At 60.4% G+C, this 23,469-nt stretch carries 22 protein-coding genes, 1 tRNA gene and 1 pseudogene; 15 read left to right on the forward strand and 9 right to left on the reverse strand.

Annotated features, from left to right (window positions below; all coding sequences use genetic code 11):
• Positions 1-66: 66 nt before the first annotated feature.
• Positions 67-1,242 (forward strand): mannonate dehydratase, encoded by a 1,176-nt coding sequence (uxuA, locus tag ASD36_RS26535; protein WP_060512069.1) that lies wholly within the window; start codon positions 67-69, stop codon positions 1,240-1,242.
• Between the two features lie 19 nt (positions 1,243-1,261).
• Here the strand turns inward: uxuA and ASD36_RS26540 are convergent, their stop codons facing one another.
• From ASD36_RS26540 to ASD36_RS26570, 7 genes are all read right to left on the reverse strand, one after another.
• Positions 1,262-2,014 carry an ABC transporter permease gene (locus ASD36_RS26540; protein WP_060512071.1) on the reverse strand — a complete coding sequence of 251 codons (753 nt, stop codon included), beginning with the start codon at positions 2,012-2,014 and terminating at the stop codon, positions 1,262-1,264.
• Positions 2,011-2,949 carry an ABC transporter ATP-binding protein gene (locus ASD36_RS26545; protein ID WP_060512073.1) on the reverse strand — a complete coding sequence of 313 codons (939 nt, stop codon included), beginning with the start codon at positions 2,947-2,949 and terminating at the stop codon, positions 2,011-2,013. The genes ASD36_RS26540 and ASD36_RS26545 overlap by 4 nt, the downstream gene beginning before the upstream one ends.
• Positions 2,946-4,112, reverse strand: coding sequence for an ABC transporter permease (locus ASD36_RS26550; protein WP_060512075.1), 1,167 nt, complete (start codon positions 4,110-4,112; stop codon positions 2,946-2,948). Before ASD36_RS26550 ends, ASD36_RS26545 begins: the two co-directional genes overlap by 4 nt.
• A gap of 74 nt (positions 4,113-4,186) precedes the next feature.
• Complete coding sequence (locus tag ASD36_RS26555) at positions 4,187-5,098, reverse strand: ABC transporter substrate-binding protein (protein ID WP_200954925.1); 912 nt, start codon at positions 5,096-5,098, stop codon at positions 4,187-4,189.
• Between the two features lie 329 nt (positions 5,099-5,427).
• Positions 5,428-6,741, reverse strand: coding sequence for a TRAP transporter large permease (locus ASD36_RS26560; RefSeq protein WP_060512077.1), 1,314 nt, complete (start codon positions 6,739-6,741; stop codon positions 5,428-5,430).
• Positions 6,738-7,250, reverse strand: coding sequence for a TRAP transporter small permease (locus ASD36_RS26565; protein WP_060502843.1), 513 nt, complete (start codon positions 7,248-7,250; stop codon positions 6,738-6,740). Before ASD36_RS26565 ends, ASD36_RS26560 begins: the two co-directional genes overlap by 4 nt.
• Positions 7,251-7,310: 60 nt before the next feature.
• Positions 7,311-8,285, reverse strand: coding sequence for a C4-dicarboxylate TRAP transporter substrate-binding protein (locus ASD36_RS26570; protein ID WP_060502560.1), 975 nt, complete (start codon positions 8,283-8,285; stop codon positions 7,311-7,313).
• A gap of 596 nt (positions 8,286-8,881) precedes the next feature.
• Here ASD36_RS26570 and ASD36_RS26575 point away from each other — a divergent pair.
• Positions 8,882-10,396, forward strand: a complete 1,515-nt coding sequence (locus tag ASD36_RS26575; RefSeq protein ID WP_060512079.1) for an acetyl-CoA hydrolase/transferase family protein — start codon at positions 8,882-8,884, stop codon at positions 10,394-10,396.
• A 146-nt stretch (positions 10,397-10,542) separates the two neighbouring features.
• Here the strand turns inward: ASD36_RS26575 and ASD36_RS26580 are convergent.
• Positions 10,543-10,632, reverse strand: a tRNA-Ser gene (locus ASD36_RS26580).
• A gap of 289 nt (positions 10,633-10,921) precedes the next feature.
• Between ASD36_RS26580 and rplU the strand changes: the two are divergent.
• The 4 genes and pseudogenes from rplU to ASD36_RS26600 all read left to right on the forward strand — a co-directional run.
• Positions 10,922-11,233: pseudogene (gene rplU, locus ASD36_RS26585) on the forward strand (50S ribosomal protein L21); the annotation flags it as partial.
• Positions 11,234-11,332: 99 nt separating this feature from the next.
• Positions 11,333-11,602 carry a 50S ribosomal protein L27 gene (gene rpmA, locus ASD36_RS26590; protein ID WP_037096930.1) on the forward strand — a complete coding sequence of 90 codons (270 nt, stop codon included), beginning with the start codon at positions 11,333-11,335 and terminating at the stop codon, positions 11,600-11,602.
• Between the two features lie 127 nt (positions 11,603-11,729).
• Positions 11,730-12,386 carry a GNAT family protein gene (locus ASD36_RS26595; protein ID WP_060502558.1) on the forward strand — a complete coding sequence of 219 codons (657 nt, stop codon included), beginning with the start codon at positions 11,730-11,732 and terminating at the stop codon, positions 12,384-12,386.
• Entirely contained in the window at positions 12,383-12,964 is a 582-nt protein-coding gene (locus ASD36_RS26600) for a GNAT family N-acetyltransferase (protein ID WP_060502557.1), read from the forward strand. The genes ASD36_RS26595 and ASD36_RS26600 overlap by 4 nt, the downstream gene beginning before the upstream one ends.
• 49 nt (positions 12,965-13,013) lie before the next feature.
• Here ASD36_RS26600 and ASD36_RS26605 read toward each other — a convergent pair whose 3' ends face one another.
• On the reverse strand, positions 13,014-13,874 hold the full coding sequence (locus ASD36_RS26605) for an endonuclease/exonuclease/phosphatase family protein (protein ID WP_060512081.1): 861 nt from the start codon (positions 13,872-13,874) through the stop codon (positions 13,014-13,016).
• 82 nt (positions 13,875-13,956) lie between these two features.
• On the opposite strand from ASD36_RS26605, the gene obgE reads away from it, so the two are divergent.
• The 9 genes from obgE to ASD36_RS26650 all read left to right on the forward strand — a co-directional run bounded on the left by obgE (position 13,957) and on the right by ASD36_RS26650 (position 23,463).
• Positions 13,957-14,967, forward strand: a complete 1,011-nt coding sequence (gene obgE / locus ASD36_RS26610) for a GTPase ObgE (RefSeq protein ID WP_060502555.1) — start codon at positions 13,957-13,959, stop codon at positions 14,965-14,967.
• Between the two features lies 1 nt (position 14,968).
• Positions 14,969-16,138: a glutamate 5-kinase gene (gene proB / locus ASD36_RS26615; RefSeq protein ID WP_060502554.1), complete on the forward strand. Its 1,170-nt coding sequence runs from the start codon at positions 14,969-14,971 to the stop codon at positions 16,136-16,138.
• Positions 16,131-17,411 carry a glutamate-5-semialdehyde dehydrogenase gene (locus ASD36_RS26620; protein WP_060502842.1) on the forward strand — a complete coding sequence of 427 codons (1,281 nt, stop codon included), beginning with the start codon at positions 16,131-16,133 and terminating at the stop codon, positions 17,409-17,411. The genes proB and ASD36_RS26620 overlap by 8 nt, the downstream gene beginning before the upstream one ends.
• Positions 17,412-17,448: 37 nt before the next feature.
• The gene (locus tag ASD36_RS26625; RefSeq protein ID WP_051980854.1) at positions 17,449-18,030 is read left to right on the forward strand and encodes a nicotinate-nucleotide adenylyltransferase; all 582 of its coding nucleotides are present in this window, start codon (positions 17,449-17,451) and stop codon (positions 18,028-18,030) included.
• Between the two features lie 106 nt (positions 18,031-18,136).
• On the forward strand, positions 18,137-18,583 hold the full coding sequence (gene rsfS, locus ASD36_RS26630; RefSeq protein WP_060502841.1) for a ribosome silencing factor: 447 nt from the start codon (positions 18,137-18,139) through the stop codon (positions 18,581-18,583).
• A 203-nt stretch (positions 18,584-18,786) separates the two neighbouring features.
• Positions 18,787-19,269, forward strand: coding sequence for a 23S rRNA (pseudouridine(1915)-N(3))-methyltransferase RlmH (gene rlmH / locus ASD36_RS26635; protein ID WP_060502553.1), 483 nt, complete (start codon positions 18,787-18,789; stop codon positions 19,267-19,269).
• 116 nt (positions 19,270-19,385) lie between these two features.
• Positions 19,386-20,825, forward strand: coding sequence for a murein hydrolase activator EnvC (locus tag ASD36_RS26640; RefSeq protein ID WP_060502552.1), 1,440 nt, complete (start codon positions 19,386-19,388; stop codon positions 20,823-20,825).
• On the forward strand, positions 20,815-22,137 hold the full coding sequence (locus ASD36_RS26645; protein WP_060502551.1) for a S41 family peptidase: 1,323 nt from the start codon (positions 20,815-20,817) through the stop codon (positions 22,135-22,137). Before ASD36_RS26640 ends, ASD36_RS26645 begins: the two co-directional genes overlap by 11 nt.
• A 126-nt stretch (positions 22,138-22,263) precedes the next feature.
• Positions 22,264-23,463, forward strand: a complete 1,200-nt coding sequence (locus ASD36_RS26650; protein WP_060502550.1) for a divergent polysaccharide deacetylase family protein — start codon at positions 22,264-22,266, stop codon at positions 23,461-23,463.
• Positions 23,464-23,469: the final 6 nt, after the last annotated feature.

Here is a 23,469-nt window from a genome sequence, read left to right on the forward strand (position 1 = left end):
ACTCCCGTATTGATTTTCCGAAAATTAACGCATTAATTGTCCAACATTATAACAGGAGAGATGGACATGCTCGAAAGCTGGCGCTGGTTTGGACCACAGGACCCGGTTACTCTTTCGGATGCGCGCCAAGCGGGCGCACATGGTGTCGTCACCGCCCTTCACCATATTTACGATGGCCGTATCTGGACACCGGATGACATTGCCGAGCGTATGGCGCTGGTCCGGAAAGCCGGAATGACCTGGTCCGTCTGCGAGTCCATTCCCGTCAATTCCGCAATCAAGCGGCGCGACGGCGAATGGCGCCGGTATCTCGACGCCTGGAAACAGAGCCTTGCCAATCTCGGCAAGGGCGGCGTGCCCGTCGTCTGCTACAATTTCATGCCGGTGGTCGACTGGACCCGCACCAACCTGATGTACCCGACCGAGGCCGGCGGCTTCGCGCTGCGCTTCGACATGATCGATTTCGTCGCGTATGACGTCTTTGTGCTCAAGCGCCGCGCCGCCGAAGACAACTACGCGCCGGATGTCATCGAGGCTGCAAGACAGCGGCTTGCAGGAAAGAGCGACGACGAAATCCTGACGCTCGAAAAGAACATCATTGCCGGCCTGCCCGGTGGCGAGGATAGCCATACCCGCGAGAAAATCCGTGCCGAGATCGCCAGCTTCGATGCCGTCTCTTCCGATGACATGCGCGCCAATCTGATCGAATTCCTCAAGGAAGTCGTGCCGGTTGCGGCGGAAAATGGCGTCCGGCTCGCCATCCACCCGGACGACCCACCCTTCTCGCTATTTGGCCTCCCCCGCGTCGTATCCACGGCGGGCGACGTTCAAACCATCCTCGATGCAGTCAATGAGCCGGCAAATGGCATTACCTTGTGCGCCGGTTCCTATGGCTCGCGCACCGGCAATGATGTGGTTGCGATGGCAAAGCGCTTCGCCAGCCGCATTCATTTCGCGCATCTGCGCAACGTCAACAAGGAACCGGACGGCTCCTTTATCGAATCCGAACATCTGGCCGGTGACGTCAACATGGTCTCGCTGATTTCGGCCCTGCGCGCCGAGGAGCGGCGGCGCGAGAAGGAAGGGCGCAGCGACACCATCATCCCGATGCGGCCGGATCACGGCCATCTGTTGATCGACGACCAGAAAAAGACAGTCAATCCCGGCTACTCCTGCATCGGCCGCCTCAAGGGCCTCGCCGAACTGCGCGGCGTCATCGCCGCCGTCGACCAACTGACCTAACGACAGGCGAGGCACGAGGTCAACCTCGCGCCGACAGCCCTGCACGACGGGCAAGGACACGCTCGATCGCCGAAAACCCGTCATAGATCAGCACGGCCAGAGCGCCGACAATCAGTCCGCCCTGCAGCACGAAGGCGATATTGTTGGATTGCAGCCCGGCGATGATGACTTCGCCCAGCGTCTTTGCCGCGACCGTCGAGCCGATCGTCGCAGTGGCCAGGCTGATCACCACCGACAGCCGGATACCCGCCAGGATGACCGGCATCGCCAGCGGCAGTTCCACCTTGAACAGCCGCTGGCGATCAGTCATGCCGGAACCGCGGGCCGCCTCCATCACCGCAGGCGGCAAGGTCGTCAGCCCCGTCAGCGTGTTTTCGAAGATCGGCAGCAAGCCGTAGAGAAACAGTGCCACCAGCGTCGGCTTCTCACCAAAACCGAGGATCGGCACCGCCAGCGCCAGCACGGCCACCGGCGGAAATGTCTGCCCGACATTCACGAGACTGCGCGACAAAGGCAGGAATTCGGCACCAAAGGACCGGGTGACGAGGATCGCCAGCGTCACAGCAACGAGTACGGCGCCGGTCGTGGCGATGGCGACGGTGCGCAGATGCAGGAGGGTCAGCGTCAGCAGGCTGCCCTGATTGTAGATCGCCGGCGCATTGTCCTGCACCAATGGTTTCAACAGGGGATCAAACAAGTCTGGCGACACCAGAAAGGCGATTAGAAAAGCTAGCAGCGCTGCGCGCAGGATATTTGGGATCCATGCCCTCATTGCGGTTTTGCCGCCCGTCTGCTCAGTCCCTCCAGGGTCACCCTGCCAAGGATCGTCCCATCGGCGGCGGCGACCGGCAACGCGGATCGGCCGGTCCACAACAGTTCGGAAAGCGCGTCGCGCTGGCTCATCGTTTCCGCCAGTGGTTTTCCATCGGCCGCTCCCGGCTCGACGGCATCACCCGCGGTCTTGATCGACAACAGGCGGAACGGCCGCTCGCTGGCGCCGATCAGTGTCTGGACGAATTCCGTCGCCGGGTCCTTCACCAGTTCGGCGGGCTTGCCGTATTGGACAAGCGCGCCCTTGTCCATGACGGCAATCTTGTGGGCGAGATGAAACGCCTCGTCCATGTCATGCGTCACCAGCACGATCGTCGTGCCCAGCAGCCTCTGGATGGCCAGCAGATCCGCCTGTGCCTTTGCCCGGATGATCGGATCGAGCGCACCGAACGGTTCGTCCATCAACAGTACGTTCGGCTCCGCCGCCAAGGCCCGCGCCACGCCGACACGCTGCTGCTGGCCACCGGAAAGCTCATGCGGACACCGCGCCGAAAACACGATGGGATCAAGCTGAAACAGGGTCAAGAGTTCCGCCACCTTGGCGTCGATCCGCGCTTGGTCCCAACCGAGCAGGGTGGGCACCGTAGCGATGTTTTGGGCGACGGTGCGATGCGGAAACAGTCCATGCCCCTGGATCGCGTAGCCGATCCGGCGGCGCAGTTCGAAACCCGGCATCGCCCGATTGTCCTCGCCATCAAGGCGAATCGCGCCGGATGTCGGCTCGACCAGCCGGTTGATCATCCGCAGCAGCGTCGTCTTGCCCGAACCGGATGTGCCGACAATGACGGTGACCGTACGTGGTTCGATCGTCATCGACACATTGTTGACGACCGTGTTGCCGTCATAGCGTTTGGTGATCCCGTCGATTTCGATCATGCGGCCCTGCTTCGTTCTCGCTGAGGAGCGTTAATTTCAATAAGCGCGTCGAGCACGATCGCCGCTGCGAAGGCCAACACCACAGTCGGCACTGCCCCAAGCAACACCAGATCCATTGCCGTCTGGCCGATGCCCTGGAACACGAAGACGCCGAAGCCCCCACCACCGATCAATGCGGCAATCGTCGCAAGGCCGATATTCTGCACCAGCACGATGCGAATGCCGGTGAGAATGACCGGCATTGCCAGCGGAAACTCGACCCCGAACAGCCGCTGCCGGTCCGTCATGCCGATGCCGCGGGCAGCCTCGTTGGCCTCGCGCGGCACGCCTGCTAGGCCAACCACGGTGTTGGCGACCACTGGCAGCAGCGAATAGAGAAACAAGGCGACGAAAGCGGGAGCGGCACCGATGCCGCGAATGCCGATGGCGGCGGCCCCAGGCACGTGGACGGCGATCCAGCCAAGCGGTGCGATGAGAATGCCGAACAGGGCAATCGACGGTATCGTCTGAATGAGGTTCAACGTGTTGAGTACGCCGGCCCGCAAAGGCGCCACCCGATGGCAGAGAATGCCGAGTGGCAACCCTACCAGGACGGAAGCAACCAGCGACCCAAGCGCCAGCGTCACATGCCTCCCGGCCTCCAGCCAGAACACATCGGCGCGGCCTGAGTATTCCTTGAGGATCGACAGCCCATCCCACAGGCCCGACATCAGGACCACGGCTGCCCCACCGAGCGTGATCGCCAGGAGCAGCACCCTGACCAACGGTAAAGGCCGCAGCCGCGTGATCGAATCGGCAGCAAGCAGGGCAAAGGAAAACAGCAGGATCCAGAAGCCGGAAGCAGGAGAAACCCGGGCATATGCGTTGGCGGGCGGTGTCAGGTGGGTCGCAGCCATTCCGATGAACACGGCAATGGCGGCTAGACCGGCCGCGGCGACAAGCAGCCGAAGACGTGTCGGCGTCCTTAAAAGGACGATCAGCGCCGCTCCGGCCAACAGCCCAAGAAGGAGCATGCCTGCCCCAGTGGGCAAGGCATCGAGGATACCTTTGGCGTCGCCCGGCACGATACGGTTGGCGCGAAAGGTCGCAAACGGTGCGGCGAGCGCCCCGTAAGCGATCAATACCCCAATGACCACGCCGAGCTTATCGAAGCGAATGCTCAAACTGCCATCCCCATCCCATTAGACCGGCTCCGCTTCGGGAACCGGTCATTTCAGGGCAGCCTATTTCAGCCGGCTTACTTCAGAAAACCATTCTTTTTCAAAAAGTCTTCCGCAACCGCCTTTGCAGGCTCGCCGCCAACCTGAACGCGGCCGTTCAGGTCCTGCAGGGTCACCAGGTCAAGCTTCTCGAACACCGGCTTCAGCAGGGTTTCGATTTGCGGATGCTCCTTTAGAACCGCCTCCCGGATGATCGGCGCGGGCTGGTAGACGGGCTGCACCGCTTTGTCGTCTTCCAGAACCACAAGACCCGATGGCGCGATGCCGCCGTCCGTGCCGTAGACCATGGCGGCGTTGGCGCCATTGGTCTGGTTGGCCGCGGCCGCGATGGTCGCTGCGGTATCGCCGCCCGAAAGGGTGATAAGTTGGTCTGATTTCAGCGTGAAACCATAGGTCGTCTGGAACGCAGGCAAGGCTGCCGCCGAGTTGACAAATTCCGAGGAGGCCGCCAGCACCACCGCGCCGCCACCCGCAACATATTTGCCGAAATCGCTGAAGGTCTTGATGCTGCTGGCATCGGCCAGATCCTTGCGCACGGCGACGGCCCAGGTATTGTTGGCCGGCGACGGCGACAGCCATACAATCTTGTTGGCGTCGTAGTCGAGTTTCTTGGCTTCGGCATACCCCGTTGCGGCATCCTTCCAGAGCGGATCGTCGGCCTTTTCGAAGAAGAATGCGGCGTTGCCGGTATATTCAGGGTAGATATCGATTTCACCGGCAGCAATCGCCTTGCGCACGACCGGGGTTGCCCCGAGCTGCACCCGGTCGGTCGTCTCGATATTGTTGGCCTTGAGCACGGCAAGAATGATGTTGCCAAGCACACCACCCTCGGTGTCGATCTTAGAGGAGACGACGACCTGGGCATTGGCCGCAGCCGTGGAAACGAGCACGGCGAACGCGGCCCCGATCAATGTTGTTTTCAGACGCACGTTAATTCTCCCTTGAAACTGTTCACAATTTCTCCCACGCCCGCCGGCATGCGTCGGGGCATAAACTGCCATATGTGGCAAGGTTCGGAGAAAAATAGAGCGCGGAAAAGGGAATTTGCGCAGAACAACAACCCGATCGATCCGGGCCGCTTCAGAACCATGAGGGATACAAAGGTTAAGGATGCCGAAAAGCGGCCCTGCCCAAGGTACAAACCGGGACGGAGCCCCACCTGCCCGCCCGGTTTTGTCGTTCGGCAACGTCTCTGGCGTTGTCTATGCTGATGCCTGAACCGGCATCAGCATGCCCCAGGTGCGCGCGAAACGCACCATCATTGCACGGACGCCGTTCCGTAGATGAGGTCGGGAAGCCAGAGGGAAAGCTGCGGGAAAATACTGAGAATCCCCAGCAGAATCATCATCATGAGCAAGTAGGGAACGACCTCTCTTGCATAGGCCATCATCGGAACACGCATCACCATCGAGGAGATGTACATCAGCCCGCCGACCGGCGGCGTAATGCCGGCGATTGTCAGATTGGTGATGAAGATGATGCCGAAATGCACCCGGTCGATATGGACGCCATCGATGATCGGAATGAGCATCGGCGTCAGGATGATCAATGCCGCCGATCCCTCGATCGCCGTGCCGATAATCATCAGCATGACGTTGATCAACAGCAGCATCATCAACGGATTGTCGGTGGCCGCACCAAGCCAGCTCGACATCGCCTGCGGAACCTGCTCCCAGGCAAGATAGAAACCAAAGGCCGCAGCAGCGCAAATCATCACCATGACGACGGCGGAATCGCGCACGGCCTCGGCCAGCACTTCCGGTATCTGCCGGATGGTGAATTCCCGGTAGCCGAAGATGGCAACGAACAGCACATAGACAACGACGACCGCGCCGGCCTCGGTTGTGGTGAACAGGCCATAGCGTGTACCCGCAAAGATGACGACCGGAATGGATAGAGCCCAGAGACCGTCAATCAGCGCGGCCCTGACCTCGGCGCCGCTCGCCCTTTTCTCGCGCAACGATTTGTAGCCGCGCTTCTTGGCGATGAAAAACGTGGTGATCATCAGGCCAAGGGCAAGAGCGAGCCCGGGGACGACCCCGGCTGCAAACAGCCGGCCGATCGAGGTTTCCGCCAGAAAGCCATAGACGATCAGCCCGATGGACGGCGGAATGAGGCTGGTAATTACAGCCGCCGACGAGGTGATCACGGCGGCAAAGGCACGGCTGTAGCCGCGCTCGGCCATCTGCACGCCAAGCGTCTTGGCGAGCATCGCCGCGTCGGCATTGGCCGACGCCGTGAGCCCCCCGAGAAGTGTCGCAAGCACCGTGCACATCTGAGCGAGCGCACCGGTCATGTGGCCGACCAAGACATCGGCCAGGTTGAGCAGGCGCCGCGTGATACCGGACGCGTTCATGATACAGCCGGCCAGAACAAACAGGGGAAGCGCCAGCAGAGAAACCGACTGGCTGCCTTCCGCCATTTCCTGCGCGAAATTGGACAAGGGGATCATGTCCATGTTCAGGAAGAAGAAGGCGAGCGCGCCGATGGCCATGGCCCAGGTGATCGGCGTCGAAAGCAGGAAAAGGATGGCAACGAGAAGGGACGGCCCAGCAAGATGGAAAAAGGTCATATGATCGAATCCACGTTTCGGTGCGTTCTCGGGCGCCACGGCCGCTCAACAAGCAAATGCTGGAGCAGCATGCCTGCCGAGGCCAGCGCCAGCGGGCCGTAAGCGAGGCTGCGCGACAGATCGAGGGCGATCGTGTGCACATGCCGAGATGTCCACGCCTGCCAGAGGAAGAGAACGGTCATCAGGATGAAAAAGGCAGCGAGAAGCACATAGTTGAACCAGCGAATGGCAGTCTGCCAGCGGTCAGGGAGCGCCGTCACCAGCACATCGATAGCCGCATGCGTTCCGAGACGCACACCTGTGATCGCACCGAAAAACACCAGGTAAGAAAATGCAAGGATGGCAAGCTCGTATGTCCAGGCCGCCGGCTGCGGAAAGATGTAACGGCTGACGACACCCCAAAGGATCGAAAAGACGACGACGATCAAAGCGGCGACACCGATCGCTTCATCGGCACGGCGAAGACTGAGCAGCGGGCTATCGCCGCTGGTTTCGGTAAAACTGTTCATGATATCCCCCGGACGCGACAGAAATGGCCAGCCGGACACATGTCCCGCTGGCCGGCTGTTTTACTTCATGGCGTCCTGGATACGCTCGAACATGCCGGGCGTCAGGTTCGGAACCTTGCCATAGGCAGCCTTGGAGGCTTCGACGAAAGCAGGAACATCGACATCGGAGATGATGTCCACACCGGCATCGGCCAATTGCTTGGCGTAGACATCATCGGTCTCGAGCGTCATTTTCGTCAGGTCGATGGCGATTTTCTGGCCCTCCTCGGTCATGATCTTCTGCAGATCTTCGGGCAGGCCATTGAAAAATTGGGCGGACGCAACCCAGGCGGTGAACATCGCCTGATGGCCGGTCTTGGAAATGACCTTGCGCGTCTCATTGAGCTTGGACCCGGCGATCGATCCAAACGGACCTTCCGCCGCATCGACGACACCGGACTGGAGCCCGTTGTAAACATCACCCCAGGGCAATTCCGTCGGACGCGCGCCATAGGTGGCGAACGTCGCCATCATGATTGGCGAGGAAGGAACGCGGATGGTGACACCGGCCAGATCGGCGGGGGTACGAATAGCCTTGTTCGCGATGATGTGACGATAGCCGAAAAGGCCATTCGGCATCAGGATCTTAATACCCTGGGCTTCAAGCTTAGCGGACAACTCCTTGTAGACGTCCGACGAGAACAGCTTGTCGCTCGCTTCGAGGCTTGGATAGACGTAAGGGCCGGCGAGAATGGACATATCGGGTTCAAACTGGCCGAGCTGCCCATAATCGGTGGCGCTGAGCAGGTTTGCGCCGCTCATGACCATCTCGTTGACCTTCTTTTGCGCTCCCAGCTGGTCGCCGGTCATGACCGTGATGGCGATCCGGCCCTCTGACCGCTCGCCGACACGCTCGGCATAGAGCTTCATCGCCTTCACGATCGGCTCGTTCGGATTAACCTGCGATGTCGAAAAGCGCAGATTGTACTCCTGAGCCGACGCGACGCCGCAAAACGACAATGCGGCCAGAACGGACGCAAGCATGACTGCCTTCATGAAATCCTCCCCTTCAGCCTGAACTCCTCTTCAGGCATAATTCATATGCGAATATAAAAGTTATAAGAGAATGGTTTGGGAACGTCAACCAAGCAAACAGCCCTCACATCCCCGCACACTCCGGTCTTTTAGCGGAAGAGGCAGGGGTGTTATTTCTTATATAAAGACTAAGTCTATATATGAGCAAAAATGAGCCTCCTCCCGCATAAAGGGTAACCATCCCTCCGCATAAGGGTAAAAAGGCAGCCCGCCCTTCCTCAGGGCACAGGCAAGCGCACGCCGGGCGTCGATGAAAGCTGTGGTTCGGCGGCACTCGGCGCGAAGATGTCCCACTGGGAAAGCCCCACCAATCTCCGATTATTCCAGGCGCAGCGCTGCGGACGCGCCTGCCACCGCTCCCTGAGTTTCCGGAGCATCGCCATCACGATTCCAATCGATACTGAAAATCACGCACAGGACGCTCCTGCACCAAGCTTTAAGATGTCCAAATGTGTTGGAGGCCTGCGCAAGCCGGCGTATAAACACATTCGGTGCCGCCCAAAAGTAGGCGTCTACCGATGGATAGCCCGACATTGCGTGCGACCCGAGGAAACAAAATGACTGGAACACGGATAGGCTGCGAGCAACTGCGTTCAAAGGTGATGCACGCAGAAGACGCGGCATCCCTGATCAAGACAGGCTCCACCGTCGGGATGAGCGGATTTACCGGATCCGGCTATCCCAAAACCGTTCCACTCGCGCTCGCCGCACGCATCGAAGCCGCGCACGCGGTCGGTGACCCCTTTCGACTGCGTGTCTGGACCGGCGCCTCGACAGGACCCGAACTCGACGGTGCACTAGCCAAGGCAGACGGGATCGATTTCCGGTTGCCGTACAATTCCGACCCTATCGCCCGCGAGAAAATCAATCGCGGCGCGATGAACTATTTCGACATGCACCTGAGCCAGGTCGCGCCGATGGCCTGGCAAGGCTTCCTCGGCCCCCTCGACACGGCGATTGTCGAAATTTCCGGTATCCGGCCCGATGGCTCGCTGATCCCCTCCTCCTCCGTTGGCAACAACAAGACCTGGCTCGACCGCGCCGACAAGATCATCCTCGAACTCAATCGCTGGCAAAGCCCCGACCTGGAGGGGATGCACGACATTTACTATGGTACGGCACTGCCGCCGAACCGGGTTCCGATCCCGCTCACCCGGCCCGACGATCGCATCGGCGAGACCGCTTTCCGCTGTGATCCCGAAAGGATCGTCGCAATTGTCGAAACCGACGCGCCGGACCGTAACCTGCCCTTCACACCGCCCGACGGCACTGCCCGCGCCATCGCCGGCCATCTTCTCGAGTTCCTGGCCCATGAGGTGAAAAAGGGCCGCCTGCCGGCCTCATTGCTACCGATCCAGTCCGGCGTCGGCAATATTGCGAATGCTGTGCTCACCGGGTTGATCGACAGCCCGTTCGAAGACATGACGGCTTTTACAGAAGTCATCCAGGACGGCATGCTGGATCTCCTCGACGCCGGCAAGCTGCGCATGGCCTCAGCCACCGCCTTCTCGCTGAGCCCCGAAGCGGCCGGCCGGCTGAACGCCGACATGGCCCGCTACAGAAACCGGATGATCCTTCGCCCTCAGGAGATCAGCAATCACCCCGAATTGGTCCGCCGGCTCGGCTGTCTGGCCATGAACGGCCTGATAGAGGCCGACATCTACGGCAACGTCAACTCGACGCACATCATGGGCTCACGCATCCAGAACGGGATTGGCGGGTCCGGAGATTTCGCCCGAAATGCCTATGTCTCGATCTTCATGACCCCCTCGACCGCGAAAGGCGGAAATATTTCGGCGATCGTGCCACAGGCAAGTCACGTCGACCACATCAGCCAGGACGTGCAGGTGCTGGTGACAGAGCAAGGACTTGCGGACCTGCGTGGTCTCTCCCCCAAACAGCGCGCGGCAGTTATCATCGATAACTGTGCGCATCCGGACTACCAGCCCGCGCTTCGGGACTATTTCACACGCGCCCTCAAGGGCTCCTATGGCCTGCAGACCCCGACCTTGCCCAGCGAGGCATTGTCCTGGCACCAGCGCTACATCGACACGAGTTCAATGATGATGTGACATATGACCGACATCGCCGCCTCCGGCAGAAGCCCCGGCCCGTAGCCAGTCGGGACGGACGTGCGGCCCTGACCAATTTTGGCATTGGGATCTAAGATTGAGCAAATCAACTGATCGCGGGAGACCTTACGGCCCAGGGTTCAGAATGGCGGAGAGGGTGGGATTTGAACCCACGATACCCTTGCAGGTATGCCGCATTTCGAGTGCGGTGCGTTCGACCACTCTGCCACCTCTCCGGATATGCTGGTCGGCGCCGTAGCGCGACGCGGTTCATAGCGGCAGTTTTTGGCGATGGCAAGAGGGTGGATCAAGGAAAATCAGGCTCATCCGCGCCTTTCTTCTTGACAGTTTTGCCGGCTTCCCGTAATTCGCGAACTTGAAGTGGTGTGGCATGCCCTCACCGCGCCGGGCTTTTATTGGCCCGTTTCACCGGCAAGACCCACAAGGCCTTGTCATCGTCCGACTGAAGAAAAAGACGGCCTCGCCATCGCGTGAAGAGCCGGAACGAACATGAAAGGATAAAAAATGTTCGCAGTCATCAAGACCGGCGGTAAGCAGTACCGCGTGGCAGCCAACGACGTTCTGACGATTGAAAAATTGGAAGGCGCCGCAGGCGACAAGATTGAATTTACCGAGATCCTGATGGTCGGCGTCGGCGCCGATGCAACCATCGGTGCTCCGTTTGTCGAAGGTGCCGTTGTCAGCGCCGAAGTTGTGGAACATGGTCGCGCCAAGAAGGTTATCGCCTTCAAGAAGCGCCGCCGCCAGAACTCGAAGCGCACCCGCGGTCACCGCCAGCACAACACGACTGTCCGCATCCTGGATATCGCTGCTGCTGCCGGCGCGAAGGCGAAGAAGGCTTCCAAGAAGTCTGACGACGCTGCCGCTGAAGCCGCAAACTGAGACAACGGATCCAAGGTTTAAAGGAGAACATCCATGGCACATAAAAAAGCTGGCGGTTCCTCGCGCAACGGTCGCGATTCGCAGTCCAAGCGCCTCGGCGTGAAGAAGTTCGGTGGCGAAGTCGTCATTCCGGGCAACATCATTCTGCGTCAGCGCGGAACCCAGTGGCATCCGGGCGCCAATGTCGGCCTCGGCAAGGACCACACCATTTTTGCACTTACGGCCGGCAACGTGAACTACCGTACGAAGGCCAATGGCCGCGTGTACGTGTCTGTAATGCCGAAAGCCGAAGCAGCGGAATAAGCCGGTAGCGCTCTAAAACAGCCGGCGTCTCATCGACCCGGCTGGCGCTTATCCGTTCAGGCCAAGACCAAAAGGGGAGATGGGGCGATGCCCGATCTCCCCTTTTTCACGTCTTGGAGAACTGAACATGCAAAGCGAACTGTTGAGGGAGAGCCAATCACGGTCTCCCCGGGAAGATTCCCTGGAATCTTCTCAGGAACGGCTGCGGCCACAACGGTCAAGGACCGATTGCCCGATATTGTTATCGCCCCGGCTCGTTTTGCGCGCGCCCCACGAAGACGATATCGACGCCCTTGCCCATCTTGCCAACAACGCCAATATCGCCACCATGGTTTCGCGCATGCCGCACCCGTATACGGTGGCCGATGCCGCGGATTTCGTACGCCGTACGAAGACCGGCACGATTGGCAAGTGCGTCTATGCGATTACCAAAGCGGATAATGGCGCATTTCTGGGGTGCTGCGGTATCGAGCCGCATCCCGATGGCAAGACTGCCGAGCTCGGCTACTGGTTGGGCGAACCGCACTGGAACAAGGGTTACGCCACAGAGGCAGCGCAGGCGCTGACCGACATGGCCTTCCGCACCCGCGACATCGACCAGATCGATGCGCGTTGCCGGGTCATGAACGTCGCTTCGCGGCGGGTCATCCAGAAATGCGGTTTCCAGTTCCAGGGCTCCGGTATGGTCGACAGCCTGGCTCTGGGCGGCATGATGTCGGTCGAATGGTACCGGCTTGACCGCAAGACCTGGATGTCGTTGCGCAGCTGGGGAGGTCTGAGATGACCGCTCACCTGCGAGAACGGCCAAAGATCGCTGTTCGTCCCGATCCAGGCCCCTGCCCGGTCATCGAAACCGCACGGCTGACCTTGCGGCCGCACAAGCTGTCGGATGCCGATGCGGTGGCGGAATCGCTTGCCGATTATCAGGTCTCGCGCATGCTGTCGCGGGTGCCCGTGCCCTATCACCGGCAGGATGCACATGACTGGCTGGTCCGCCAGGGCTCGGGGCTGATTGCCGGTTGGACGCTGGCGATCACCACCGGCGACGACGTCCATATCGGCTGCATCGGCATCGAGCTCATGCACGGCCAATGGCATCTTGGCTACTGGCTGAACCGCTATTACTGGAACCGCGGTTATGCCAGCGAGGCAGCACATGCGGCGATGGAACGCTTCTTCCGGCGCATGCCGGCAACCGTCCTGCATTCCGGTGTCTTTGCCGATAATGCCGGATCGCTGAAGCTGCAGAAGAAGCTCGGCTTCGAGATCACCGGCTGCAGCCAGATTTATGCACTGGCCCGCAACGGCATGGTCAGCCATATCGAGACCAGTATTACGGCGGCTGCACTGCGCACGCCGTAAAAACGAACGAAGGCCCGCAGCACCAAAGCCGCGGGCCTTTTCTTTGGCGTTATTCCAGTTCGAAGCCGACCGGCAGGTGGTCCGAACCGGTGGCCTCCATATCGATCCAGGCATGTCTCAATCGCGGCACAAGGCCGGCACTGAGGAAACAATAGTCGAGATGCATGCGCCTTTGATGATCCGCGGGATTGATCCAGCTGTAGCTTTCAGGCGAAAGCCGGCCGAGATGCGCCAACGTGTCTACCAGGTTTTCCAGCCGCAACGAACGGCCGTAATAGGCATCGCGCGAGCCGGTCATCGTGCAGTATTCCGGCCCTTCCGGTTCCATGTTGAAATCGCCCATCAGCACGAAATCGTCGGGATACGGCAGCTCGCTAAAGCCGAAATCGCCGCCGCCGGTCATGGCGCCGCCTTCGCGCGAATAGGACACCGCCTTCTCCTTGAGATAGGCGATCTGGGCGATGCGTTCGGCCGGATAGGCATGGTCGAGATGGACTGAATAGACCCGCAACGGACCCGCCGGAGTTATAATGAGCGCTTCGGTCGCGCCGCGCTGCAGGTTCATCGGCGAGATCGTGCGGGTGCGTGGCAACGGAATGAGCCGGGTCGCGGCAATCGGAAAGCGCGACAGGATCATGTTGCCGAACTGGAAGCGGCGATCGACGGCACGGCCGTTCTCGATCGCCGATCCGGCATCGATCTCGCAGGCGGGCCAGAAGGTGGAAAAGTACTGCGGCATCAGATCGCGGAAAATGGCGGGAAGATCGGCATGGCCGTTGCGATGAAAATTCCGCGTCACTTCCTGCAGCGCGATCACATCGGCGCCTTCAAGACTTCTCACAATGCGTTCGGGATCGAAACGGCCGTCGAGACCGACGCCGTACTGGATGTTATAGCTCAAAAACTTCACGATATTCTTTGACCTCCGGGGCACGCGCCTATATCGATGGCGGCAATTGTGGCGGCAAATACACCAAACAGATGGCAGTGCGATGAAATTTCTCGACGAAGCAAAAGTCTATATCCGGTCCGGTGACGGCGGTGCTGGCGCTGTGTCGTTCCGGCGCGAAAAATTCATCGAGTTCGGTGGCCCGGATGGCGGCGACGGCGGGCGCGGCGGCGATGTTTGGGTGGAGGCCGTCAACGGGCTGAACACCCTGATCGATTTCCGCTTCCAGCAGCATTTCAAGGGTGGCACCGGTATTCACGGCATGGGCCGCAACCGCACGGGCGCCGGTGGCGCCGACGTGACGCTGAAGGTTCCGGTCGGTACCCAAATCTTCGAGGAAGATTCTGAAACGATGATCGTCGATATGATCGCCGAAGGCCAACGCTTTCGCCTGGCCGCCGGTGGTAATGGTGGCTTCGGCAATACCCATTTCAAATCCGCGACCAACCAGGCGCCGAATTGGGCCAATCCGGGACTTGAGGGTGAAGAAAAGACCATCTGGCTGCGGCTGAAGCTGATCGCCGATGCCGGTCTGGTCGGTCTTCCGAACGCCGGGAAATCGACCTTCCTGGCAACGGTGACCCGCGCCCGCCCGAAGATCGCCAACTATCCGTTCACGACGCTGCATCCGAACCTGGGCGTGGCGACGATCGATGGCCGCGAATTCATCTTGGCTGACATTCCCGGCCTGATCGAAGGCGCCCATGATGGCGTCGGCCTCGGCGACCGGTTCCTCGGCCATGTCGAGCGCACGCGCGTGCTGCTGCATCTCGTGTCCGCGCAGGAAGAGGATGTCGCAAAGGCCTACAAGACGGTGAAACACGAGCTTGAGGCCTATGGCGGCGAATTGCTCGACAAACCGGAAATCGTAGCGTTGTCGCAGATCGATATTCTCGACCCCACCGAATTGAAGAAGAAGCAGAAGGCATTGGCGAAGGCCAGCGGCCAGACGCCGCTTCTCTTGTCGGCCGTTGCCGGCATGGGCATGACCGAAACCCTGCGCGGCTTACGCGATATTATCGTCGCCGCGCAGACCCCGGTGGACGAAGACTGACATGACACCGCACCGCAAACCGCTGGAAAAATACCGCCGGATTGTGATCAAGATCGGCTCCGCCCTGCTTGTGGATCGCAAGTCCGGGCTGAAGAAGCAATGGCTGAATGCCATGTGCGCCGACATTGCGGCGCTGAGAGCCAAAGGCGTCGAGGTTCTCGTCGTCTCCTCCGGGGCCATTGCGCTCGGTCGCTCGGTGCTGGATTTCGCGCCCGGCGCGCTGAAGCTGGAGGAAAGCCAGGCGGCCGCGGCCGTTGGCCAGATCGCATTGGCCCGCGCCTGGTCCGAAAGCCTGTCGGCAGACGAGATCGTTGCCGGACAGATCCTGTTGACGCTCGGTGATACCGAAGAGCGTCGCCGTTATCTCAATGCCCGTGCCACGATCAGCCAGCTTTTGAAGATGGGCGCCGTGCCGATCATCAACGAGAACGACACCGTCGCCACCACTGAAATCCGCTATGGCGACAATGACCGGCTTGCTGCCCGCGTCGCCACGATGACCGGCGCCGATCTGCTCGTGCTTCTCTCCGATATCGACGGGCTCTACACGGCTCCGCCGCATCTTGATCCCGATGCGCGTTTCCTTGAAACGATCGCCGAGATCACGCCCGAGATCGAGGCGATGGCCGGGGGGGCTGCGTCCGAGCTGTCGCGTGGCGGCATGCGCACCAAGATCGATGCCGGCAAGATTGCCACGGGCGCCGGGTGCGCCATGATCATCGCGTCTGGCAAGGTCGATCATCCGCTGTCGGCAATCGGCGAAGGCGCCCGCTCGTCCTGGTTTGCTCCGTCCGGTTCGCCGGTCACTGCGCGCAAGACCTGGATTGCCGGGCAGCTGCTGCCCGCTGGCAGCCTTTCCATCGACGCTGGTGCCGAAACGGCGCTTCGCTCCGGCAAGAGCCTGCTTCCGGCCGGCGTTCGCCAGGTAACAGGATTGTTCAGCCGCGGCGATACGATCGCCATCCTCAGTGCGGAAGGCCGCGAAATTGCCCGTGGGCTGGCCGGTTACGATGCCGATGAAGCCCGTCAGATCGCCGGCAAGAAATCGGCAGAAATTGCCGTCATTCTCGGTTATGCCGGGCGCGCCGCCATGGTGCATCGAGACGATATGGTGATGACAGCATCCGGAAAGCGGGAGACGGATGCGGTGAGGAGCGATGCTCATGCTTGACGATGCACGAAAGAAAGAGATCCAGGAATTGATGGCGGTGATCGGCCGTCAAGCCCGCGCCGCCAGCCGCCCGCTCGCCACGGCGTCGGCCGAGCGCAAGCATGCGGCCCTGATCAGCATGGCCAGCAATATCGTTGCCCACAAGGACGACATTCTCGCAGCCAACGCGCTCGACCTCGAAAACGCCCGCGAAACCGGCGTCGCCGCATCCTTCCTCGATCGGCTGACCTTGTCGGAAACCCGTGTCCTCGACATGGCCAATGCCATCCGGGCGATCGCCGAACTGCCCGATCCCGTTGGTGATGTCATCGCCGAGTGGGATCGCCCCAACGGCCTGCATATCGAACGCGTACGTACGCCCCTTGGCGTCATCGGCGTCATCTATGAAAGCCGGCCGAACGTCACGGCCGATGCCGGTGCGCTCTGCCTGAAGGCAGGCAATACCGTGATCCTGCGCGGCGGCTCGGACAGCCTGCATTCATCGCAAGCGATCCATGCCTGCATGGTGCAGGGCCTAAAGGATGCCGGGCTTCCCGTGCATGCGATCCAGATGGTGCCGGTTGCCGACCGTTCGGCCGTCGGTGCCATGCTCACCGGTCTTGGCGGCTGCATCGACGTCATCGTTCCGCGCGGCGGCAAGAGCCTTGTAGCCCGGGTGCAGAACGAGGCCCGTGTGCCGGTCTTTGCCCATCTCGAAGGTCTCTGCCACGTCTATGTCGATGCTTCCGCCGATCTGGAGATGGCGAAAAAGATCGTCGTCAATGCCAAGATGCGCCGCACCGGTATCTGCGGCTCGGCCGAAACCTTGCTGATCGATCGCAAGGCGAAGGACAAGTTCGTCCTGCCGCTGATCACTGCCCTGCGCGATGCCGGCTGCGAGGTCCGCGCCAGCGAAGACATTCGCGCCATGGTGCCGGGATTGATTGCCGCGACCGAGGAAGATTGGGCAACGGAATATCTCGATGCGATCATTTCGGTGACGCTGGTCGACGATATTGCCGGCGCAATCGATCATATTTCGTCTTGGTCCTCGGCTCATACGGAAGCCGTCATTGCCGAAGATCCGGCCGTCGTCGAGCGCTTCTTCGCCGAAGTCGATTCCGCCATCCTCTTGCACAACGCCTCGACACAGTTTGCCGATGGCGGCGAGTTCGGCATGGGCGGCGAGATCGGCATCGCCACCGGCAAGATGCATGCGCGCGGCCCAGTCGGCGTCGAGCAGCTGACCTCGTTCAAATACAGGGTGCGCGGCACCGGTCAGGTCCGGCCTTAAGGTGCAGCCGGGCGACGTCGATCCGTTCTACCTGAAAATGCCCCATGTCGAAAACGGCATGACCGTCGGACTGTTTGGTGGCTCGTTCAATCCGCCGCATGACGGCCATGTGCTCGTTGCCGATATTGCCCTGCGCCGGCTTGGCCTGGAACAGCTCTGGTGGATGGTGACACCCGGCAATCCGCTGAAAAGCCGCAACCATCTCGCCCCGCTTGCCGAACGTATTGCGCTCAGCGAAAAAATTACCCACGATCCGCGCATCAAGGTGACGGCGTTCGAGCAATCGCTCGGCCAGAGCTATACGGCGCGCACGCTGGAAAAGATCCGCGAACGGAATCGCGGCATCCATTTCGTCTGGATCATGGGCGCCGACAATCTGAAGAATTTCCATCTCTGGCAGGACTGGCAGAAAATTGCCTGCACCTTCCCAATCGCCGTCATCGACCGCCCGGGCGATACCTTGTCCTACCTGTCATCGAAGATGGCAAAGACTTTTGACTATGCGCGCGTTGACGAAGCCCATGCCGCGAGCCTCGCGTGGCGCAAGGCTCCCGCCTGGACCTTCATCCATGGACCGCGTTCACCGCTCAGTTCTACGGCGCTGCGGGCGAAAACATGAGTGCACATAAGCAATGATTAACCGTCATTTACTTCTCGTGTCTTGAAACATTAGGGTATTGGTGCCTACATTTAGGGTGCGGCTCGACCGACATTCGAATCGCATCATGCCTGTTCTGTTCACCTGGAAAGGAAAACCTCTGACAACAGTACACGCGAAGGGAAATGTCACCCGCATTTTCCCGCAAAGCCCGGAACGCAGCGACGAAGCCGCTGCCCGTGCTCTTCAGCTGGTTCTCGGCAGTCTCGAGGACTCAAAGGCAGAAGATATTGTCACCATCAACATTGCCGGAAAATCGGCGCTTGGGGACTACATGGTCGTGGTCTCAGGGCGGTCGAGCAGGCATGTCATGGCGATCGCCGATCACCTGATCACCGATCTCAAGGACGGCGGCCAGGGCAATGCCCGCGTTGAAGGTCTGGAAACCGGCGACTGGGTTCTGATCGACGGCGGCGATATCATCGTCCACGTATTCCGCCCGGAAATCCGCGAGTTCTACAACATCGAAAAGATGTGGGCCGCGCCGGACATGGAAGACGGTACTTTGCACTGAGCCTTTGGCGCCCTTCCCGGGTGCTTTGAGCGGCAGTGATATATTGGGATCCTGTAGTGGTCGTGCAGGACAGGTTATCTGATTGCGGCCATTTGCAGAATGAAGTCCGGCACCAGCGCTCCGCTGGACGGATAGGAATGTGCCTCACGTCGCTGACTGAACGGCAACGCCCTGACCGGCGTGATGAAAATTAAGGAACTGACATGCGGGTTGGCCTCTTTGCCGTCGGGCGCCTCAAGGCTGGCCCGGAAAAGGATCTTGCGGCCCGTTATCTCGACCGTTTTTCCAAGGCCGGCCCTGCCATCGGCCTGGAGCTTTCGCGCATTGCCGAAGTTCCTGAAAGCCGCGGTTCGAGCGCCGATACGCGCAAGCGCGAAGAGGCCGCACAGCTCGAAAAATCGCTCCCCGATGCCAGCCTGCTCGTCCTGCTCGATGAGCGCGGCAAGGCGCTGGATTCCGAAGGTTTCGCAAACCTCATCGGCTCCTTCCGCGATAGCGGCAAGCGCGACCTGACGATTGCAATCGGCGGCGCAGACGGGCTGGACCCGGCCCTGCACGCCAGGGCAGATGCCGTCATCTGCCTCGGAAAAATGACCTGGCCGCATCAATTGGTGCGTATCCTGATTGCAGAACAGCTCTACCGGGCTGTCACCATCCTTTCCGGCCATCCGTATCACCGGGTTTGAAGAAACACCGTTGCGCCGCCATCCCGATGCCGCAATTGCCGCGAAAGGCTGTTGGCTGAAACAGCCAAATCAGCGTAGGGTTTTGCTTAATTAGACAGCTGACAGCGAATGGCGGAATGACGAAAGGTGCGGCAGAGCAAGCGCGGAAAGAGCAACCGGGAAAGACCGGGTGGCTCTGTTTCCGCGCGGGCCTTTTGGCCACCGCGCTCCTATTTGCGACCAGCGCGCCGGCACAAACTGCGGAAACACCTGATCAGGGCCGACAAGACAAGGAAGAGCAGGGGCAGCCGCCTGCCGATCCAGCTGCTGACCTTACGCTCAAACGCGACAGCACCCGTAGCGAACTGGAAGCCCTGTCGAAGACCATCACGCTATCGAACGACCGCGCCGCGGAATTGCAGGCCGGCATCGCCGAGATCGAAAAGACCAATGAATCGCTGCGATCAGCATTGGTCGATTCCGCTAACAAGCGTAAAGCACTGGAACAGCAGATCGTCGATGGTGAAAACAAGCTGAATACGCTGCGGACAAAGGAAGATGCCGTGCACGCATCGCTGCGGGCCCGGCGCGGTGTGCTTGCCGAGGTCCTGGCAGCGCTACAGCGAATGGGACGCAATCCGCCACCGGCACTTTTGGTGACGCCTGAGGATGCGCTCGCCTCCGTGCGCAGCGCCATCCTGCTTGGCGCCGTTGTTCCCGGCATCCGGCACGAAACGGAAAATCTTGCCGCCGACCTCAAGGCGCTCGCCGGCGTTCGCAAGGACATCGTAGCGCAAAGAGAGGCGCTCGGTGACGACATGACGGCGCGGCTTGAGGAAGAGCGGCGCATGAACATGCTGATTGCCGAAAAAGAAAAACTCAAGCAGCGCAGCGCCACCGAACTCGCCTCAGAGCGTCACAAGGCCGAACAGCTTGCCACGCAGGCGACGAGCCTCGAAGGGCTGATCGGTTCGATCGAGAACGAGATCGCGTCCGTTCGCGATGCAGCGGCTGCAGCCAAGGCCGAAGAGGAAAACCGCAGGCTGATGTCGGAAGCGCAGCGCAATGAGGCCCGCGAACTGGCCAACAGCACGACGCCCGACAAAAACCGTATTGCGCCTGCATATGCGTTTTCGGACCTGCAGAAAAAGCTCGCGCTTCCCGTTGCCGGATCGATCCTGCGCAAGTTCGGCGATGCCGATGGCACGGGGCATTCGCTTCAGGGCATGATGCTTGAGACCAATGCGGGGGCTTTGGTGACTGCGCCATCGGACGGCTGGATCGTTTTTGCCGGCACGTTTCGCAGCTACGGCCAGATGATCATTCTCAATCCGGGCGACGGCTATCACGTCGTTCTCTCGGGTTTGGAAGGTGTGACAGTACAGCAGGGGCAGTTCGTCGTCGCCGGCGAACCGCTTGGCGCCATGGGTAACAAAAGAGTGGCTAGCGCCACCGCATTGGCGCTGGAAACCGAGCGTCCGACGCTTTACATTGAATTCAGGAAAGACGGAAAACCGGTTGATTCCCGACCATGGTGGACCGCAGCAGACACCGGAAAGGCACGCAATGATTCGTAGAACGTCACTTGTTCTGGTCGGGGCACTCATGGGTGCAGCGGCCACGGGCCTTGTATATTCCTCCATAGTTCCGGCCGTCGCCGCCAATCCGTCGACCTATCGCGAATTGTCGATTTTCGGTGACGTTTTCGAGCGCGTGCGTGCACAGTACGTGACCCCGCCGCAGGACGACAAGCTGATCGAGAATGCCATCAATGGCATGCTCTCCTCGCTGGACCCGCATTCGAGCTACATGAATTCGACAGATGCCGAAGATATGCGCACCCAGACAAAGGGTGAATTTGGCGGTCTCGGCATCGAAGTCACCATGGAAGACGATCTCGTCAAGGTGACGAGCCCGATCGATGATACCCCGGCCGCCAAGGCTGGCGTTCTCGCCGGTGACTTCATTTCGAAGATCGACGGCGCTGACGTGCGCGGCCTCAAGCTCGAGGAAGCCGTAGACAAGATGCGTGGCGCGGTCGGCAAGCCGATCAAGCTGACCATCCTGCGCAAGGGCGCTGACAAGCCGATCGAACTGACGATCATTCGCGACATCATTGCCGTTCGCGCCGTCAAGTTCCGCACGGAAGACGATGTCGGTTATGTCCGCGTCATTTCCTTCACGGAAAAGACCTATGACGACCTGAAGAACGCAATCGAAAAGATCAAGACGCAGGTTCCGGCTGATAAGCTCAAGGGCTATGTGCTCGATCTGCGCCTCAACCCGGGCGGTCTGCTCGACCAGGCGATCAACGTCTCCGACGCTTTCCTGGAGCGTGGCGAAGTGGTTTCGACTCGCGGCCGCAACCCTGACGAAACGCGCCGCTTCAATGCGACGCCGGGCGACCTGACCGATGGCAAGCCAGTGATCGTTCTCGTCAACGGCGGTTCGGCTTCGGCATCGGAAATCGTTGCCGGCGCCCTGCAGGATCTGAAGCGCGCCACAGTTCTCGGCACGCGTTCGTTCGGCAAGGGCTCGGTCCAGACGATCATCCCGCTCGGCGAAGCTGGCGCGCTGCGTCTGACCACCGCGCTCTACTACACGCCATCGGGCAAATCGATCCAGGGCACCGGCATTTCGCCTGATATCAAGGTCGAACAGCCGCTTCCACCAGAACTGCTCGGCAAGGTCGAAACGACGAGTGAGTCCAGCCTGCGTGGCCATATCAAGGGCCAGAGTGAAAACGAGGAAGGCTCCGGCTCCGTCGCTTACGTTCCGCCGGAAGCCAAGGACGACCTGCAGCTGAACTATGCGCTCGACCTCCTGCGCGGCAAGAAGACGGATCCGGCTTTCCCGGCCAATCCGGAAAAGGCCGAACTGAAGCCATAACATCCACTGAAAATGTGGATGGCCTGATACTCTTCGCCGCCTGGCTCCGGCCGGGCGGCGGTTTCGATTCTTAAGGGAACGCCACCAAGGCTTCCGTCACCGCAACTCAGATCGATAGAGGCCCTCTTGGGAACAGATCTCAACGCTCCTCTTGGTCAAAACCGCAAGACGCGCGCCTCCAAAGCTGAAAAATCCAGCCTGACATTCGGCCGCCTGTCCCTTGGCCTCGCTGCCTTGGCATTGATCGGCATTTCCGCGTGGGCAGTGCTGAAACCGACCGGCCTGATCATTCCGCCAGAAACGCAGACTGTGGCGGATGCTGCCCAACCGAATGAAAAGAGGGTGGCAGAGCCCAACACCACCCCGCTCAAGCAGCAGAAGACAAGCGGCGCGCTTTCCGGCGCCCATGTCGAGGAAACGCTGACCGATAACGGCTCCATCGTCACCAAGTTCTCCCCAAAGCAACGCGATGGCGATGGCCCCGCCTTCATCGAGGTCGGCCGCACCAAAGGTCAGGACCCGCGCCTTGCCACCTTCCCGAATGAGGATCTCTTGGAAGACAGTCCGGAGGGGCGTCTACCGATCACCGGCCCTGATGGTCTACGGCCGATGGATCAATATGCGCGGCCATGGTCGGGAGCACGTGGCATCCGCATCGCAATCGTGGTCGGCGGTCTCGGGCTCAGCCAGACGGGAACGCAGAATGCCCTGCGTCAGCTTTCCCCCGATGTCACGATGGCCTTTGCCGCAACCGGCAACAGCCTGCAACGCTGGATGCAGGAGGCCCGTCGCACCGGCCATGAAATCCTTTTGCAGATTCCTTTTGAACCTTTCGATTACCCGGACAACAATCCCGGCCCACACACGCTTCGCGTCGGGCTCGATGCGAAGAAGAACCTGTCTGAACTGCACACCTCGCTGGCACAGATCACCAACTATACCGGCATCATGAATTTCCTCGGTGGCCGTTTTCTCTCGGACGCGGATGCGCTGGAGCCGGTGATGCGCGACATCGGTAGACGCGGGCTGCTCTTCCTCGATGATGCGACATCGGCACAGACCCTGACTGGAACGCTGGCCGGCACGATCGGCGTCCCGCACGGTTTTGCCGACATGGTTGTCGACGATCAGATTGACCGCACGGCGATCCTGAAGAAACTCGATGAACTCGAACGCATCGCCAGGCGCAATGGCGGCGCCATCGGCGTCGCCTCGGCCTTCGACGAAAGCGTTGCAGCCATTTCCCAGTGGATGGATGAGGCAAGCACACGCGGCATCGAATTTGTCGGCGTTTCGGCGCTCGTCAAGGATCCGCAACAGCAATAGCGTAGA

The sequence above is a fragment of the Rhizobium sp. Root1334 genome (genome assembly GCF_001426665.1).
In the GTDB taxonomy this organism is placed as follows: domain Bacteria; phylum Pseudomonadota; class Alphaproteobacteria; order Rhizobiales; family Rhizobiaceae; genus Pararhizobium.